The sequence below is a fragment of the Chitinimonas violaceus genome, assembly GCF_052601015.1.
Window position 1 is genome coordinate 18244 of the sequence record NZ_JBQXDJ010000029.1, and the last position, 16622, is coordinate 34865.

Below are 16622 nucleotides of genomic sequence, written 5' to 3' on the forward strand. Positions count from 1 at the left end.
ACAGCGGGGCCCTAGGCGAGACATAGGCTTCTGGCTGCAAACCGATGTGAAAGGGGCATAGAATCGGCATGCTGCTATGTCTCTGTGGGCAGTGCAGTGACACGACAGGTATGCTGCGTGGTGAACGCTATACCTTTTTCTTTGTCGGTCCTTTCCATTACGACATTCACAATGGTTTGAATTGCCATGAAACTATTTCTTGCAGAAGACGATGCTGTCCTGGCTGATGCGTTATTGACCAGCTTGGTGCGGCTTGGATTCGAAGTCGAACATGAAACTGATGGAAAGCTGGCTGCACAACGGCTGTTGAGTACGGACTTTGATGTGGTGGTGTTGGATATCGGCTTGCCCAGTCAGGATGGGTTGAATGTCTTGCGCGAAGTACGTGCCCAGAAATCCACTTTACCCATTTTGCTGTTGACCGCATTGGATGGTGTGGAAGACAGAGTAGCTGGCCTGGACGCGGGGGCAGATGATTATCTGGCCAAGCCATTTGAGTTTGTCGAACTCGAAGCCCGCCTACGTGCATTGTTACGGCGGAGCAGAGCGCGTGAGGGGCGGCGTGATGAGGCTTGTTTTGGCGATTTGCGATTGGACCGCAGCGGCCAACGCGCCTGGGTGGGAGATAGTCCTCTGGACCTCTCTGCTCGCGAGTTGGCGGTGCTGGATGTATTGCTGACCAATTCTGAGAAGGTGGTTACCAAGGAACAGATAGCGGCTGAACTGGGTGGCGAGGACCTGGGTGTGAACGCGATTGAGGTGTATGTGCACAGATTGCGTAAGAAGATCGAGCCAGCCGGGGTTGGCGTGCGGGCGGTACGTGGCTTGGGTTATCTGCTGGATGCAAGAGGGGGCTGAGTGTCCCGTGCTGCTACGCTGTCGCTACGCCGGCAGTTGCTGATCTGGTTGTTGTTGCCCCAGCTGGTGCTGTGGTTGACCGCGGCCTTTATTACATATTCCGTAGCTTTACGTTACGCCAATGAGGTGATCGACCGCAGTCTGGCGGGGTCTAGCCGGGCGCTGGCCCGTTTGGTCAAGCCGCTGGGTGAGGGGCTGTACATCGACTTTCCTCGCGCAGCCAGGGAGATTCTTGAGGAAGACCCGAGCGACCGGCTCTATTACACCGTCAGTACGCCGCCCGGCGCTTTTATTCTGGGTGAGAAAGCGGTACCAGCAGCGCCTGCATCATTAGGCAGGGCCTATAACCAGCCTTATTTCTACGATGGCGTAATGAATGGCAAGGCGGTGCGTGTGGCGGCGCTCTATCTGCCTGTTGGCAGCGCCAAACATCCACAGGCAATGTTGGTGCAGGTTGCCAAAAGTACGGCCCTGCGTACGCAACTGGCGCGCGAGATCTTCGTCGATACTGTGTTGCCCTTGTCGATACTTCTTATTTTGACCAGTCTGCTGGTATGGATGGGTATCAGCCGCGGTCTCATGCCGCTACGGCATCTGCGCAACCTGGTTGAGAATCGCTCCTCACGTGATCTCGCATTGCTGGAAGTCGAGGACGCACCTGAGGAAGTCCGGGCATTGGCTAGGGCAATCAACGGCCTGTTGGGTGAAGTAAATGCTCAGGTAGCCAATCAGCGGCGTTTTATTGCGGATGCTGCGCATCAGCTCAGGACTCCTCTGGCCGGTTTGAAATCGCAGACAGAGCTGGCGCGGGGGGAGTTGAGCCAAGTTGTGCCGGATCATACTGAACTGAACCAGCGTCTGGGTCTGGTCGAAACCAGTGTGGCGCGTGCCATCAGATTGGTGAATCAATTGCTGGCACTGGCCCGCGCGGAGCCGGAAGCGCAACTGCCCTATGTGTCAGTTGATCTTGCCCGTCTTGCCCGTGATGTGGCGATGGAAGCCGTGCCGCATGCTTTGGCAAAGCACATTGACCTGGGCCTGGACAGTGTTCCGAGTCAGTTGACGGTGAGCGGGCACGAAGCCTTGTTACGCGAATTGCTGAGTAATCTGATCGACAACGCGATTCAGTATTGTCCTGCTGGGAGCAGGGTGGACATCAATGTCTTCGACGAAGGTGCTGTGGCCACAGTACAGATTGCAGACAATGGCCCCGGCATTCCCCTGCAAGAACGAGATCTGGTATTCGAGCGTTTTTACCGTGGGCGTATGGAAGGGCAGGGCAAAGGTTGCGGCCTGGGGTTGGCCATCGTCCAGGAAATCGCACGTCGCCATCATGCCGAAGTGAAGTTGGCTGATAACACCCCTCAAGGGGTCAAGGTATCGGTTCATTTCCGGTTGGCTTGATCAGGCTCATCCCTCTATCAAAGTTGCCTCATCTTTTTTGATGAGAGCGGCTGCCAGAGCGCATTGTCTTTGTAGCTCTTATCAACTACCGCTATACATGATTGGGTTCTATCGGTTTGGTAATCGGTTGAAGAGCTTTTGTGCGCATTTACCCATGTTCGATCGTGCGTTCTTCCATACATTTTCTGGTCGTTTTTGATACCAAATAAGAGCTAATGCTCTATATTTTCTTATTATTAATCAAGCGATTGCTTGTTTTGTAGGTGTCTGTTTTACATTGTATTTCTATGAAATATTTAATTTTTGATAACAGAAAGCTTACGTAATACTTACTAAATTGCTTCACAAAACTGACATGGATCGCTTATATTTCGAGTCGCCGCTCCACCACATTGAGCGGCCAATTATTCCAACTAGGAGCGAGATCGATGCAACCCCGTCGCCTGACCTTGGCGCTTGTCGCCGCCTGTGCGTTTTCTCTTCCCGCAGCCGCTGGCACTGTTGAGGTTCTACACTGGTGGACTTCCGGTGGTGAAGCTAAATCCGCTGCCGAATTAAAGAAGATGATTGAAGCGCGCGGTCACACCTGGAAGGACTTCGCTGTGGCTGGTGGCGGTGGCGACAACGCGATGACGGTGCTGAAGACCCGCGTGGTATCGGGTAATCCACCGGTTGCTGCTCAAGTCAAAGGCCCTGCGATTCAGGAGTGGGCTGCCGAGGGCGTGTTGGCTAATCTGGATACCGTATCGGCTGCAGAGAAGTGGGACACCCTTCTGCCGCCGGTAGTCGCCAATGTGATGAAGTACAAGGGCCACTATGTTGCTGTGCCGGTGAATGTGCACCGCGTCAACTGGATGTGGACAAACCCGGAAGTATTCAAGAAGGTTGGGGTTCAACCGCCTAAGAACTGGGATGAGTTCGACGCTATCGCGACCAAGATTGAAAAGGCGGGTTTTGTCGCCGTGGCGCATGGTGGCCAGCCTTGGCAGGACAATACCGTGTTTGAATCTGTGGCACTTGGTGTAGGTGGCCCTGCTTACTACAACAAGGCTTTCGTGAAGCTGGACCCGGCGACAATCAATAGCCCGACCACCATCAAAGCCTTCGACACCCTGCGTATGGTGCGTAAGCACATGGACAAGGATATGCCAGGCCGTGACTGGAACCTTGCAACTGCGATGGTCATTAACGGCAAGGCAGCCATGCAGTTTATGGGTGACTGGGCGAAGGGTGAATTCGCCGCAGCAGGCAAGGAGGCCGGTAAGGATTACCTCTGCCTGCCCGCACCGGGCACCGCGAATGCATTTACATTCAATGTCGATTCTTTCATTGTCTTTGCGCAAAAGAACAAGGACATGAAGCCGGCAAACGATTTTGCTTCGACGATTCTATCGACACCGTTCCAGGAAGTGTTCAACCAGAACAAGGGTTCAATCCCTGTCCGTCTTGGCCACGACATGAGCAAGTTTGATGAGTGCGCCAAGAAGTCCGCTGCCGACTTTGTCGCTACCAACAAGTCTGCAGGGCTGGTGCCATCCTTCGCTCACCAGATGGCGCAGCCTTCAGCTGCCCAAGGTGCGATTCAGGATGTGGTATCGAGCTTCATGAATTCAAATATGACCAGCAAAGAAGCGGTAGCCAAACTACTGGAAGCCGCAAAGAAGAAGTAAGCCCCCTCCGGTTAATTTCTTACTCGCTAGCATGAGACCACAACAGTGCCGATGGACCCTCGGTTCATCGGCAATGTTTTTTATTTTCTCCCAACCCAAGTCAAAGGAAACGCCATGACAGCTTCCGGTCAAGGCGCGCCAGGTTTTTCGTTCAGCCGTTTTGCCGATACGATCCTGCCCAAATTGGTTATTGCCCCAACGGTAGTCGCCTGTCTGGTCGGGTTCTACGGCTTTATTGGATGGACTGCCTGGCTCTCGTTTACCGAATCACGTCTCTTGCCCAAATATGAATGGGCAGGGATGGTCCAATATGTCGAACTGTTCGGTAACGACCGCTGGTGGACTGCCATGCAGAACCTGGCCGTTTTCGGTGGTTTGTTCGTTTTCTTTGGATTGGCGATCGGCTTGATCATGGCTGTGTTGCTGGATCAGAAGATCCGCGGAGAAGGAGCGATTCGGACGATCTACCTATACCCAATGGCACTAAGTTTTATCGTTACCGGTACTGCCTGGAAATGGATACTCAATCCGGGGCTGGGTATTGAAAAGCTTTTGCACGACTGGGGATTCAACAATGTCGTATTCGATTGGATCATCAACCCGGATTTCGCCATATATACAGTAGTCATTGCCGGTATCTGGCAATCGTCGGGATTTGTGATGGCGTTGTTCCTGGCCGGTTTGCGCAGTGTGGACGATAGCATTATCAAAGCAGCGCAGATGGATGGTGCTTCATTGCCCACTATCTATCGCCGCATCATTATTCCAAGCCTGCGCCCTGTATTCCTCAGCGCCTTCATGATTCTGGCGCATATTGCCGTGAAGAGCTTCGACCTTGTGATGGCCTTGACGGCGGGTGGCCCGGGTTTCGCCACCGACCTGCCTTCCATCTTTATGTATCAGCACGGATTTAGCCGTGGCCAGCTTGGCTTGGGTGCCGCCAGCGCCATGATGATGTTGTTTACCGTTGCCGCCGTGGTGATGCCATTCCTGTATTCCGAATTGCGGAGAGAGCGTCGTGGCTAATCTCGCCTATCACCAAACGCCGGGCGCGAAAGTCGCGCGTTGCGCCATCTATGCCGCATTGGGGTTGATGGCTCTCTTTTACCTGGCGCCGTTGTTTGTCATGCTCAGCACGAGTCTCAAGTCGCTTGATGAAGTTCGTACCGGCAATTTGTTGTCTATGCCGGGGGGCGATCAGCTTTGACGCCTGGAAGGCTGCCTGGAGCAGTGCCTGTACAGGCATGGAATGCGCAGGTATGTCGCCCTATTTCATCAACAGCTTGAAGATGATGGTGCCTGCTGTACTGATCTCGACGCTGGTTGGCGCCTTTAATGGTTACATCCTGTCGATGTGGCGCTTCAAAGGATCGGATACCTTTTTCCTGCTGCTGCTCATCGGTACTTTCCTGCCGTTCCAGGTAATTATTCTACCGATGGCCCAAGTACTGAGCATGCTTGAGATTGAGAACAGTACCGCACGGCTGGTGCTGGTGCACGTTATCTATGGTCTGCAGTTCACCACATTGTTCTTCCGGAATTACTACGTCACCGTACCGTCGGAGTTGGTAAAGGCGGCGCGGATCGATGGCGCGGGTTTCTTCCGCATCTTCTTCAAGATATTGCTACCGATTTCGGTGCCTACCATCATGGTTTGTTTGATCTGGCAGACCACGCAGATATGGAATGACTTCCTGTTCGGTGTGATCTTCAGTTCGGGAGATGGCCAGCCGATCACTGTTGCGCTGAACAATCTGGTCAATACCTCTACTGGGGTGAAGCAGTACAACGTGGATATGGCCGCAGCCATCATCGCGGCGTTGCCGACGCTGATTGTCTATGCCATCGGCGGAAAATATTTTGTGCGTGGCCTGACCGCCGGCGCAGTCAAAGGCTAAATGGGCGGGATTGAGGAGTCGGGTGGGCTGGCTTCACCCAACACCTTAAATCAGGCTTCACTCGGAGAATTGAAATGGGCGCACTCAGTATTCGCAACGTCAAGAAGAGTTACGGCGACACGCATATCCTCAAGGGTATCGATCTCGAAATCGAGAAGGGACAGTTCCTGATTCTTGTTGGACCATCGGGCTGCGGTAAATCGACGCTGCTGAACATGATTGCCGGACTGGACGATATTACCTCTGGTGAAATCGCGATTGCCGACCGTGTGGTGAACAAGTTGTCGCCCAAGGATCGAGACATTGCCATGGTGTTTCAGAGCTATGCGCTCTACCCCAATATGAGCGTGCGCAAGAACATTGCGTTTGGTCTTGAGATCCGCAAGGTTTCGCGCGACGAGCAGGACCAGATTATCGCCCGGGTTGCCAAGACCCTGCAGATTGAACATCTGCTCGACCGTAAACCCAGCCAGTTGTCAGGTGGGCAGCGTCAGCGTGTGGCTATGGGGCGCGCCTTGGCGCGGAACCCGACCTTGTTCCTGTTTGATGAGCCGCTGTCCAATCTCGATGCCAAGCTGCGTGTGGAGATGCGTACCGAAATCAAACTGCTGCATCAGCGTTTGGGCACCACGATTGTGTATGTGACGCATGACCAGATCGAGGCCATGACGCTGGGGGACAGGATTGCCGTAATGAAGGATGGCGAAGTGCGCCAATTCGGATCGCCTCAGCAAATCTACGATGAACCTGCCGACCTGTATGTGGCGGGTTTTATCGGATCACCTTCAATGAACTTCATTCCGGTGCAACTGGCAGAGGAATATGGCCAGGCGATGGTGACACTCGATAACGGTTATATCGCATCACGCATCAGATTGGGGCCGATCACCGATGCACAGCGTGCTTTTATTGGCCAGCAGGTGATTCTAGGCATTCGTCCTGAGCAGCTGACTGATCCGGATAGCGCCCATCGGGATCGTTCCGAATTGCAGACATTGCAAGCCACGGTGGCGATAACCGAACCCACGGGGCCGGATACGCTCGTGACGGTGAACCTAAACGGGGTCAAAACCGTGGCGCGTTGCCATCCCCGTGCTGCCGGTAACCCGGGTGATTCCGTCGAGTTGGTGTTGGACCCCACCAAAGCTTTGTTGTTCGACCCCGCGACGGAGAAGCGGTTGGCGTGATCACCGACCCGTTAGGTTTATCCGTTGCTGAAATAGCTGGGGCGCGAATATCTTCGCGCCCTTTTGTTTTGGGAAGCTACGCGTGACCAGAGACAGATGCATGGGATCCATGGGGAAGTCCGTGTAGGTGTTTGACTGGCCTGTCGGTACACTGCTTTGTTCTTCGTGTTTCCCCAACCCATCATGCTCTTCGTTATTTCACCTGCCAAAACCCTCGACTTTGATACCCCTGCTCCGTACGAGCACAGCACGCTGCCAGCCTTTATCCAGCAGTCGACGCAGCTGATTGAAACCCTGCGCCAGCAAAGCCCAGCGGACCTCGCAAAGTTGATGACGATTTCGGACAACCTGGCGACGTTGAATGCAGCCCGTTACCAGAGCTGGTCACCAAGGTTTACCCCTCAGAACAGTAAGCCAGCCGTATTGGCTTTTATGGGGGATGTGTACGAGGGTTTGAATGCTGCCAGTTTCGACAATGCCCAACTCACCGTTGTCCAGAAGCGGTTAAGGATTCTTTCCGGTTTGTATGGTGTTCTGCGCCCATTGGATTTGATGCAGCCTTATCGGCTGGAGATGGGTACACGGTTGGCAAACCTGCGTGGCAAGAACCTTTATGAGTTCTGGGGTAATACGATTACCGATGCCTTGAATGCCGAGCTGGCGCGATTGGCCGAGCCCGTGCTGGTGAATCTGGCCAGTGAGGAATACTTCAAGTCGGTGAAGCGTAAACAGCTGCAAGGCCGATTGGTCGATTGTGTGTTCGAAGATGGCAAGAATGGCCAATACAAAGTCATCAGCTTTCATGCCAAGCGTGCACGCGGTTTGATGGTGCGATACGCCATGCTGAATCACGCCGAGACGGTAGAGGATTTGAAAGCGTTTGATTTGGAAGGTTATCGCTTTGAACCTACCCAGAGCGCACAGGATAAGTTGGTGTTCCGCCGCGATCTTGCGGCCTAGGCAGCGCTGCAGATGCTTAGGTGCGAAGCACCGGGGCTCCCCTCTTGTAGGGGGTTGTTCGAGCAGCGCATCAGCTCCCCTGAGTCATGGCTGCATTTACAAGTAAGTTCGTGAGCAGGTTTCTCGAGGCGCGCTGTATGGCATAGCGCTGAAGCTGAGCGTTGTGTGTGCGTTTTACAACGCTTCACCTGGTTGTACTTCCCACGTCTCGAACCATGCCCGGCTGACTGATTGCTGCTGGCTGTGGATGGACTCTAAAGACAATCTCCCCCCTACGCGTCACTGGTGAACTCCGATTCGTTTAGAAGCCAGGAGAGCAGTAGGGGATTATTTTCTTTACTGTCAACTAATCGAATAAAGCCCGCTGCTCTGTTTTTTGCATTGATTGGATTAGGGAATTGGGCGTTGATATTAATAATAGTAACTAATACCGGGCTATTGTTATTCTCAAGAATCTGCTCTTTTGTTCTTTATTAAAAGTTGCGCTGCTTAATCTATTAATGACAATAAAATAAAGATTTAAAAAGAATTCTAATTCAATGAATAACTAATTAACAAGCAATTGCTCTATATATTGTATATGATTTAACATATAAATTAGAATTGTATTAAATGTTTTATTTTTAATAATAAATGACTAAATGTTCATTTTTAAAATCTGCTGGTAGACTGCGCAATTGATGAGATCGGTATTTCTCTCTCCGAAATTACAATCTGATCATCCACCTGTAAGCTGGAAGGCCGGCGGACAGGGTGCTTGCTAAATAAGAGCCAAAAGCTCTGATAAGGCAGGCAGGTGCTCTCCACGGTATTGGCTGTTTATATATTTGCATTGCTTTTTATATAGGCAATATATAAAAGTAATGCTGTGGAAAAGCGCCTGTAACTTAATTGTATTTAACAAAAGGCGTAATCATGTTCCAAAATAAGGCCAAGTTTTGCCTTACCGCAATTGCGTTTGCACTTTCTGTCCCCACTTTTGCTCAAGTTAGCCAAACAGAGCAACAAGCCATTAACGATTATTTACAGCGTTTTCAGCGTGATCCGCAGAAAACAATGGATGAATTGCCTGCTAAAACTGCGGCGGTTCCTTATGCACTTAAATCAGTGCCTAAGTTTTCTCAACAAGCCATTCAATCCGGCCAGTTTGTTGAAGATAAAGATGCAGCACGTACCCGTTTGTTGAATGGTGCGCAAAAGGGCCGTGTTCGTGCAATGGCCGCCATTCGTGGTAATGATAATCCCGCAAACCTGGTGGATAACGGCGCTAGCTTGTTGAGCAATGTCCTGGATATGGACAACCGCGGTCTGAGCAGCGCCAGGCTGAACGAACAGCCATGGTCTGATACCTACTGGCCGCTCTACAACGGTTCGGTTAGCTACCGTTATGGCGACCCAGATGTGTACAGCAACAATCCAAGCAACTGGAAAGACTACTGGACCTATTCCAATAACCTGCGTCCTGTTGCCGGCTACCTCACTTCGTTGAAGACAGATTTGTTGTCCCCAGCCGAAAAATATGACCTGCTGGTTAATGACGGCAGCTTCAGCCTGACCAGTGCTGGTTGGAAGATGGGCGAAGGCTATTTCAACAGTAACGGTAGCGTTGAAGCCTGGATGGGTCTGTGCCACGGTTGGGCACCGGCTGCATACATGCTGCCACGTCCTAAGCGGGCAATCACGGTGACTTCGCCAGCTGGTAAGGCTATCAAGTTCTATCCATCCGACGTGAAGGCATTGGGTACCTTGCTGTGGGCAGAAGCTGCACCGTCCACCCGCTTTATCGGTGGTCGTTGTAACACCAAAGATCCTGCGAAGGATCAGAACGGTCGCGTAACCGATCAGGCTTGTTTCGACACCAACCCAGGCAGCTGGCACCAGACTGTGGTTAACCAGATTGGTGTTGCCAAGCGCAGCTTCGTGATCGATGCAACTTACGATTACGAAGTGTGGAACCAGCCGGTTCTTGCATATAGCTACACCTACTTCAACCCACAGACCGGTCGCGCTTACAACACCGCCAAGGAAGCCATGATCGCCCGTGCTAACTACACGAGCGACAAGTTTGCGACCTACCGCAGCAACACGGCAGTGAACATTGTCGGTGTGAAGATGAACCTGAGCTACATCGTGGAAACTTCACCTACACATTCCGAGACCGATGGCCCACGTAATGACGCCATCAACAACGTCTCTTACATGTACGACCTGGAACTGGATGCCAAGGGCAACATCATTGGCGGTGAGTGGTACACCAACCGTCATCCGGACTTCCTGTGGACGCCAGCTGCAAACCAACGTGCTGTGTCGTACTACAACCCGAACGAGCTGTGGGATACACGTAACCCGCTGCCAGCACACTGGACGGGCCCTGCAGTCAATGCATCACGCTACAGCCAGCCTCTGACTTCGGTGGTGGAACAGTTGTTCAAGTTGTCTGCAGGTCAGTAAGTTTTGTGCTGAGTAAGGCTGATTTGGAAGCTGTGCGATAAGAATCTGTCCAGCAGCCCAGGCATTGCAAGGTTCGCCTCTCGCCTTGCCAGCCGCGCATGGCCATCCAATCAGTTTGATGGGCAATCCAAAGCGGGTTACCCCTTAGCCTATTACGCCTCTACTCGCCGCCGGTGAGTGGAGGCGCTTTTGTTTCCAGCGTCCGGCTTGTCTCTAATCCCTCAAACTGCACTACTGATATCTCCGACCCGGTTCAAGATCTGTTGCGAGTAGCTGTCAGCAGGGTGCAGAGCAGTGCAGAAACCGGAATGTACTGTTGTTATATGAGGCTGCAAATTTCTTGGTGCGATAGCACCCTAGCAGTTCGACTTTCCCTTGCGGTGGCTTTCGAGCAGCACATAAGCCCTGATCACAGCTGCGTAGTAAGATAATGAGCAGATTCTCAGTCCCAATGCAGTTCCCCACCCCCCAACACCTGAACCCGGCCGCCGACATGGATTCTTCCTGCCTCGACTTTCAGGGTTAACACATTGGGCCGGCCCATGGTAGTACCTTGCAGGATGGTGGCGTCGAGCGGTGTCTGCCCCTCGGTTGCCAGCCAATAGCCCCCCAGATTGGCAGCTGCAGACCCCGTGCCTGGGTCTTCTGCAATGCCGGTGTCCGGCGTCCAGAAAAAGCGCGATTCGAAACCTTTGTCGGTACGTGCAAATACATACGCTTTGGGCTTGCCCGTATTGTTGACGCTGTAACGACGCATCAGCTCATCATCGGGTTTGCAGGCGTGCACGTATTCCGGTGATGCCAGCGGAATCATCGCCTGTTCGTTACCGCAGCTCACCCATAGTGCTGGACCGCCAATTGCTTTTTCCGGTAAGCCCAGCATGGCAGCCAGTTCTATTGTACTGGCAGACATAGGGCGGTGTTCTGGGCTGTTGGCGGTCAGCGTCCAACGATCACCATTGGCATGTACTGGAATGATCCCGGCTTGCATTTCCAGTGTGATTTCGTCCCCACACTCTCTCAACTGGCGCACCACATGTGCAGTACCCAATGTGGGATGTCCGGCGAAAGGCATCTCATAGCCAGGGGTAAAGATCCGCACTTTTGCAGTGGCACAGTCGGAAGGGAGCAGAAAGGTGGTTTCAGACAGGTTGAACTGCCGGGCGACCATCTGCATCTCCTGGTCGCTAAGCGCTGATGCGTCTTCAATGACAGCCAACGGGTTGCCGCCGAAAGTGGTCTCGGCAAACACGTTCAGGATCTGATATCGGATAGCTGGCAAGACAAGTCACTCCTATGAATGGAAATAACGGAAATAAGGTTATAGAAACGCTATCCCGCTTGCGGCAGTGCATGCCGTTATAATCAAGACTTCCTCTGGGACATTTACATTCAAAAAACAAATGATTCGAAAATTGATCGGCCGCGTCTTCAGGCTAACCAAGCGCCATGGCGGCGGCCGGGTGGTCATTCCGCTCAAACGTCACGGAATCAACCGTGACCAATTGCCATCCTTTGCATTGAAAACCACGGACCAATTACAAGCCGCAGGTTATGAGGCCTACATCGTGGGTGGTGCGGTACGTGATCTATTGCTTGGAAAAGATCCAAAAGATTTTGATGTGGCGACCAATGCCACGCCCGAAGAGGTGCACAAGGTTTTTCGCCGTTCCCGTATCATTGGCCGGCGCTTCAAACTGGTACATGTACTGTATGGCGATGAAGTGGTGGAAGTGTCCACTTTCCGCGGTAGTGGCGATGCCATGACCGATGATGCGGGTCGTATCATCCGGGACAACACCTGGGGCAGCCAGGAGGACGACGCCAAGCGGCGGGACTTTACGGTCAATGCCTTGTTCTACGACCCAAACCGGGAAGAGATCATCGATTTCCACGGTGGGGTGGTGGATATCGAAAAGAAGCGTATCGCCATGATAGGTACGCCTGCTGTGCGCTATCGCGAAGACCCTGTGCGTATGCTGCGGGCGGTGCGTCTGGCAGCCAAGTTGGGGTTGAGCATCGACCCGCTCACGCGCAAACCGATACGTGAATTGGCCGGCCTGCTTGAGAATGTCCCATCCTCGCGCCTGTTCGATGAGATGCTGAAATTGTTGTTCAGCGGTCAAAGCTGGGCATGCCTGATGCAGTTGCGTGATGAAGGTTTGCACCACGGTTTTTTCCCGTTGCTGGACAAGATGATGGCGATGCCGAATGGCGAGGCCTTCCTGCGTGCTGCGTTGGAAAATACCGATCGCCGCATTCGTGAAGATAAGCCTGTGTCGGCCGGGTATGTCTTTGCTTCGTTGCTTTGGCTTGAAGTGCTGGATAACTGGGAAAAGCGCAAATCGGCAGGTGAAAAACCGATGTTGGCTCTCTTCGCTGCTATCGATGAGGTCGAGGCTGTACAGGAAGAGAAACTGGCGATTCCGCGTCGTTATGGCAGCACGACGAAGGAAATCTGGGCTTTGCAGCCGCGTTTCGAGCATCGTTCCGGCATCAAACCTTTCCGCTTGCTTGAGCATCCTCGTTTTCGGGCCGGGTATGACTTCCTCTGTTTGAGAGCCGGGTCGGGAGAGGTACCGCAGGAGCTCGCCGATTGGTGGACGGAATTCCAGGCCGCTGATAGCCAGAAGCGCGAGGCCATGTTGATACGCCCTCAGTCGGGCGACCCGGCTGCTAAAAAGCGGCGCCGTCGTCGCAGCCCGCGTAGCGGAGCCGGTGCAGCTGTGGATAACGCACAATGAGCATACGGGCTTATATCGGCCTTGGTGCCAACCTTGGGGACGCAGCCGGCACGGTGCAGGCGGCCATGCAAGGGTTGGCTACATTGCCAACAACCCGGTTGATTGCGACATCGTCCCTATATCGCAGTGCGCCGGTGGGTTATCTGGAGCAACCCGATTTCATCAATGCTGTTGCCGTTATCAATACTGATCTGACGCCGTACACTTTGTTGGATGGATTGCTGGCATTGGAAGAACTGTTCGGCCGGCAGCGCAGTTTTCGTAATGCGCCACGTACATTGGATATGGACCTGCTGCTGTACGGCGATGCAGTGATGCATGACAAGCGTCTGACGGTCCCACATCCACGTATGCGGGACCGCAGCTTTGTGCTGGTACCTTTGCACGAAATTGCGGCAGATTTGCATTTGCCGGACGGCAGCGTGTTGGCGGAGTTGGTTGCAAGCTGCGACCGAACAGGTCTACACAGGTTGTAGGCGGAGAAAATACAAAGGTAAGAACTATGCCCGCCAAACCGTTACAGGGAGTCGACAATGAGCCTGATGCGCTATCGCTATATCGTTGTTGAAGGTCCTATCGGAGCGGGTAAGACAACCTTGGCTAAACGCTTGGCCGAGCACCTGGGTGCCAATCTGCTGCTGGAAAAACCGGATGCGATCCCTTTCCTGCCCAGGTTCTACGAGGATATGCAGCGTTATGCGCTGCCTACCCAGCTGTCTTTTCTGTTTCAACGGGTCGAGCAGGTAGAGAGCCTTACCCAGATGGATTTGTTTGGCGGCCAGACGATTGCCGACTTCATCTTTGATAAGGATCCGTTATTTGCCCAGTTGATCCTCAGTGACGAGGAGTTCAGCCTTTATTCCACCATTTATCGCCATTTGCGCGTTCGCGCCCCCACGCCTGACCTTGTCATCTATCTGCAGGCGGATATAGAAACCTTGCTGGACCGGGTACGAAGCCGGTCATATGACTATGAAGCGCAGATGGAAGATAGCTATCTGCGCCAATTGGCAGAGCGCTATAGCCGATTCTTTTACGACTACACAGATGCGCCGCTATTAATTGTGAATACCGAGCACTTGAATCTGGCGGATGATGTCGATGACTTTCATTTGCTGCTGCGCTGCATAGACGGTATGCGTAGTGCGCGTGAATACTTCAATAAGGCCTGAGTCCTTGCTGTAGTTCCATGAGCACCGCAGTTGGTGCTGTTCATGACGTTTTCGACGATGCTTTGTAATTAACTTCATCCACGCTGTCTTTCGTTGGCTCTGCTGTACTCCTCCTTCTGCTCGTGATGCGCTGTAGTTCTGAGCAGGACATTAGTCGCCTGTTAATTCCCTGTAGAGATAGGGGCTATGTGGGTTGCCTGCACTGGCCAAGCCTTAGTCTTCCTTGCTGCCAAGCCTGTATGGGTGGTAGCCCATGCTCCCCATTTCATTGTTCTAATAAATAGAACTATTAGTTGGAATTCCAGATATTTATCGCGGCTATGCTGAACGGCAGAATGGCACCCGTAACGCAACCCACGGTGTATGTCAGTCTGGGCGCGATCTATCAGGATGATTCAAAGCTTGTCGCCGGATGGTCTTGAGGGACAGTGGGCAGCACGTAGGCCACTGTCCTAGGGCTAAGCAAGATTGTGAAGTGGTTCTGTAGTTGTATGACTTTGCACCAGCCTTGAATGTGTGAGCGTACGTAGTGAGGCTGCGCATAGATATTTAGGACATATATTTTTTATGATTCAACATTTATTTATCCGACCTGTCCGTAATACTGCGCTCTTGGCTGCGTTTTTTGGGTTGGTCTTACATGCATATATTGCGTTAAATGAAGTCGCGCTTGATTTTAATCCCTGCCTTATCGGTTTCTTTATTTGTTCTTGTGCACCCTATGTAATCGCAGCAGCAGTGGCTCATAAGTCCACTATGCCTATCCTGGGTTTTGGTGCAGCTGTTGGTGGGTTGATCTTCGATCTGAGCATTTATTACACGGTATTTTCTGCTTCTAAGGCATCTACCACCGCAATTATTTATTTGGTGGCGCCACCTATCAATCTCTTAGTCGTTGGGCCCGCAAGTGCTTTGATGGCATGGGGATTAATGAAAACGTACCAGGCTGCTGCAAATAAATTGATGGCGCAGATATAAGCTTATTTGGCCCTTTCCGGTTTCTATGCTGCGATTCATTCTGCTGATGGTCGCTCGCGACAGATCGTAAATAGCTTCCAAGGTACATGAGCCATATTCCTGTCTAGCCTGTAAGCCTAGATGTGGGTTACCGGGTGAACGTCGGAAATGGGTTGAGCCTACTGGTGACTTTCGGCTATTGTTGCACCGCATTCAAAAGATGCAGCCAAATGCTGAGAGCCTGTTTATGCTCAGTCGCGCGCAGCCATATAAAGTGGTGCAGCGCTACAACCCGTTTGTGTGGCAATACATGGGATTGCAGTCTGGTTTGGTGTGTAGCGCCTCGTCAGTTTCAGACTTTCCTGCGGAAGTCTCCGACGCATAGATGCGCTGCCCGTATAACCGCTCTGCAATATCATAAACAGGCTTTATGCACCGACACCATGTTGGTTTGGCTTATGCATAGCCTTGCTGAAATATAGAGCAAGCGCTTGATAAACTGACTGGATTTCCCCATGAAGATCACCGTTTCCACCCTGCAAAAGTTCAAGCAGGAAGCCCAGAAAATCGTCATGTTGACCTGTTACGACGCCAGCTTCGCCAGCCTGATGGCTGATGCCGGTGTCGAGATGCTATTGGTGGGTGATTCGCTAGGCATGGTGATTCAAGGCGAGACATCGACCCTGCCCGTTACGCTTGATCAGATGGTCTACCACACACGTTGCGTGGTAAAGCATGCCAAGCAAGCCATGGTAGTGGCGGACTTGCCATTTGGTGCCTACCAGCAAAGCCCACAGCAAGCATTCGACGCAGCCACGCGCCTGATGGCGGCCGGCGCGGAGATGGTAAAGCTGGAGGGGGGTGAATACATGGCGGAGACGGTGCGTTTCCTGGTGCAACGCGGTATCCCGGTCTGCGCCCACATTGGTTTGACACCGCAATCAGTGCATGCTTTTGGCGGTTATAAGGTGCAAGGCCGTACTGAAAACGATGCCGATCAGCTCAAGCGGGATGCCAAGGCTTTGGAGGCTGCAGGTGCTGCGGTAGTGCTGATGGAAATGGTGCCGGCCACATTGGCCAAGGAAATCACAACCAGTTTGCAGGTGCCTACCATTGGTATCGGCGCGGGGGTCGATGTCGATGGCCAGGTCCTGGTGGTGTACGACATGCTGGGTGTCTACCCCGGCAAGAAGGCGCGTTTCGTGAAGAACTTCATGCAGGGGGCGACCAGTATTGGCGGTGCGCTCGAAGCGTATGTGCGTGAAGTGAAGGCCAAGACTTTTCCGGCGGCTGAACACAGTTTTTGAGCAGCATCGGTGCT

The 16622-nt window shown here is 52.7% G+C and carries 15 protein-coding genes; 14 read left to right on the forward strand and 1 reads right to left on the reverse strand.

The genetic code is table 11. The annotated features are described in order from the left end of the window. Positions 1 to 186: 186 nt before the first annotated feature. The 9 genes from ACUHMQ_RS11460 (at position 187) to ACUHMQ_RS11500 (ending at position 10428) form a co-directional block, all read left to right on the forward strand. Entirely contained in the window at positions 187 to 858 is a 672-nt protein-coding gene (locus ACUHMQ_RS11460; protein WP_445295597.1) for a response regulator transcription factor, read from the forward strand. Continuing rightward, positions 859 to 2262 (forward strand): sensor histidine kinase, encoded by a 1404-nt coding sequence (locus ACUHMQ_RS11465; protein WP_445295598.1) that lies wholly within the window; start codon positions 859 to 861, stop codon positions 2260 to 2262. A 428-nt stretch (positions 2263 to 2690) separates the two neighbouring features. Beyond that, positions 2691 to 3932: an ABC transporter substrate-binding protein gene (locus ACUHMQ_RS11470; protein WP_445295599.1), complete on the forward strand. Its 1242-nt coding sequence runs from the start codon at positions 2691 to 2693 to the stop codon at positions 3930 to 3932. 114 nt (positions 3933 to 4046) lie between these two features. After that, positions 4047 to 4958: a carbohydrate ABC transporter permease gene (locus ACUHMQ_RS11475; RefSeq protein WP_445295600.1), complete on the forward strand. Its 912-nt coding sequence runs from the start codon at positions 4047 to 4049 to the stop codon at positions 4956 to 4958. Continuing rightward, on the forward strand, positions 4951 to 5139 hold the full coding sequence (locus ACUHMQ_RS11480; RefSeq protein WP_445295601.1) for a hypothetical protein: 189 nt from the start codon (positions 4951 to 4953) through the stop codon (positions 5137 to 5139). The genes ACUHMQ_RS11475 and ACUHMQ_RS11480 overlap by 8 nt, the downstream gene beginning before the upstream one ends. A 52-nt stretch (positions 5140 to 5191) precedes the next feature. Continuing rightward, positions 5192 to 5830 carry a carbohydrate ABC transporter permease gene (locus ACUHMQ_RS11485; RefSeq protein WP_445295602.1) on the forward strand — a complete coding sequence of 213 codons (639 nt, stop codon included), beginning with the start codon at positions 5192 to 5194 and terminating at the stop codon, positions 5828 to 5830. Between the two features lie 74 nt (positions 5831 to 5904). Further along, positions 5905 to 7017, forward strand: a complete 1113-nt coding sequence (locus ACUHMQ_RS11490; RefSeq protein WP_445295603.1) for an ABC transporter ATP-binding protein — start codon at positions 5905 to 5907, stop codon at positions 7015 to 7017. Positions 7018 to 7200: 183 nt separating this feature from the next. Continuing rightward, a complete protein-coding gene (gene yaaA / locus ACUHMQ_RS11495; RefSeq protein ID WP_445295604.1) occupies positions 7201 to 7977 on the forward strand; it encodes a peroxide stress protein YaaA in 777 nt (258 codons plus the stop codon). A gap of 915 nt (positions 7978 to 8892) precedes the next feature. Then, on the forward strand, positions 8893 to 10428 hold the full coding sequence (locus tag ACUHMQ_RS11500) for a hypothetical protein (protein ID WP_445295605.1): 1536 nt from the start codon (positions 8893 to 8895) through the stop codon (positions 10426 to 10428). A 442-nt stretch (positions 10429 to 10870) separates the two neighbouring features. On the opposite strand, the gene ACUHMQ_RS11505 is transcribed toward ACUHMQ_RS11500, so the two are convergent. Continuing rightward, positions 10871 to 11710: a PhzF family protein gene (locus ACUHMQ_RS11505; RefSeq protein ID WP_445295606.1), complete on the reverse strand. Its 840-nt coding sequence runs from the start codon at positions 11708 to 11710 to the stop codon at positions 10871 to 10873. Positions 11711 to 11831: 121 nt separating this feature from the next. On the opposite strand from ACUHMQ_RS11505, the gene pcnB reads away from it, so the two are divergent. From pcnB to panB, 5 genes are all read left to right on the forward strand, one after another. Then, positions 11832 to 13172, forward strand: coding sequence for a polynucleotide adenylyltransferase PcnB (gene pcnB, locus ACUHMQ_RS11510; RefSeq protein ID WP_445295607.1), 1341 nt, complete (start codon positions 11832 to 11834; stop codon positions 13170 to 13172). Next, positions 13169 to 13648, forward strand: coding sequence for a 2-amino-4-hydroxy-6-hydroxymethyldihydropteridine diphosphokinase (gene folK / locus ACUHMQ_RS11515; RefSeq protein WP_445295608.1), 480 nt, complete (start codon positions 13169 to 13171; stop codon positions 13646 to 13648). The genes pcnB and folK overlap by 4 nt, the downstream gene beginning before the upstream one ends. A 57-nt stretch (positions 13649 to 13705) precedes the next feature. Further along, positions 13706 to 14344 carry a deoxynucleoside kinase gene (locus ACUHMQ_RS11520; RefSeq protein ID WP_445295609.1) on the forward strand — a complete coding sequence of 213 codons (639 nt, stop codon included), beginning with the start codon at positions 13706 to 13708 and terminating at the stop codon, positions 14342 to 14344. Positions 14345 to 14911: 567 nt separating this feature from the next. Beyond that, positions 14912 to 15322 (forward strand): hypothetical protein, encoded by a 411-nt coding sequence (locus tag ACUHMQ_RS11525; RefSeq protein ID WP_445295610.1) that lies wholly within the window; start codon positions 14912 to 14914, stop codon positions 15320 to 15322. Between the two features lie 494 nt (positions 15323 to 15816). Next, positions 15817 to 16608: a 3-methyl-2-oxobutanoate hydroxymethyltransferase gene (panB, locus tag ACUHMQ_RS11530; RefSeq protein ID WP_445295611.1), complete on the forward strand. Its 792-nt coding sequence runs from the start codon at positions 15817 to 15819 to the stop codon at positions 16606 to 16608. The last annotated feature ends 14 nt before the right edge of the window (positions 16609 to 16622 follow it).

Coding starts and splice junctions, on each gene's coding strand:
- pcnB (WP_445295607.1), top strand. CDS start 11,832: ATGATTCGAAAATTGATCGGCCGCGTCTTCAGGCTAACCAAGCGCCAT.
- yaaA (WP_445295604.1), top strand. CDS start 7,201: ATGCTCTTCGTTATTTCACCTGCCAAAACCCTCGACTTTGATACCCCT.
- ACUHMQ_RS11485 (WP_445295602.1), top strand. CDS start 5,192: ATGTCGCCCTATTTCATCAACAGCTTGAAGATGATGGTGCCTGCTGTA.
- ACUHMQ_RS11520 (WP_445295609.1), top strand. CDS start 13,706: ATGAGCCTGATGCGCTATCGCTATATCGTTGTTGAAGGTCCTATCGGA.
- ACUHMQ_RS11500 (WP_445295605.1), top strand. CDS start 8,893: ATGTTCCAAAATAAGGCCAAGTTTTGCCTTACCGCAATTGCGTTTGCA.
- ACUHMQ_RS11475 (WP_445295600.1), top strand. CDS start 4,047: ATGACAGCTTCCGGTCAAGGCGCGCCAGGTTTTTCGTTCAGCCGTTTT.
- panB (WP_445295611.1), top strand. CDS start 15,817: ATGAAGATCACCGTTTCCACCCTGCAAAAGTTCAAGCAGGAAGCCCAG.
- ACUHMQ_RS11490 (WP_445295603.1), top strand. CDS start 5,905: ATGGGCGCACTCAGTATTCGCAACGTCAAGAAGAGTTACGGCGACACG.
- ACUHMQ_RS11525 (WP_445295610.1), top strand. CDS start 14,912: ATGATTCAACATTTATTTATCCGACCTGTCCGTAATACTGCGCTCTTG.
- ACUHMQ_RS11460 (WP_445295597.1), top strand. CDS start 187: ATGAAACTATTTCTTGCAGAAGACGATGCTGTCCTGGCTGATGCGTTA.
- ACUHMQ_RS11470 (WP_445295599.1), top strand. CDS start 2,691: ATGCAACCCCGTCGCCTGACCTTGGCGCTTGTCGCCGCCTGTGCGTTT.
- folK (WP_445295608.1), top strand. CDS start 13,169: ATGAGCATACGGGCTTATATCGGCCTTGGTGCCAACCTTGGGGACGCA.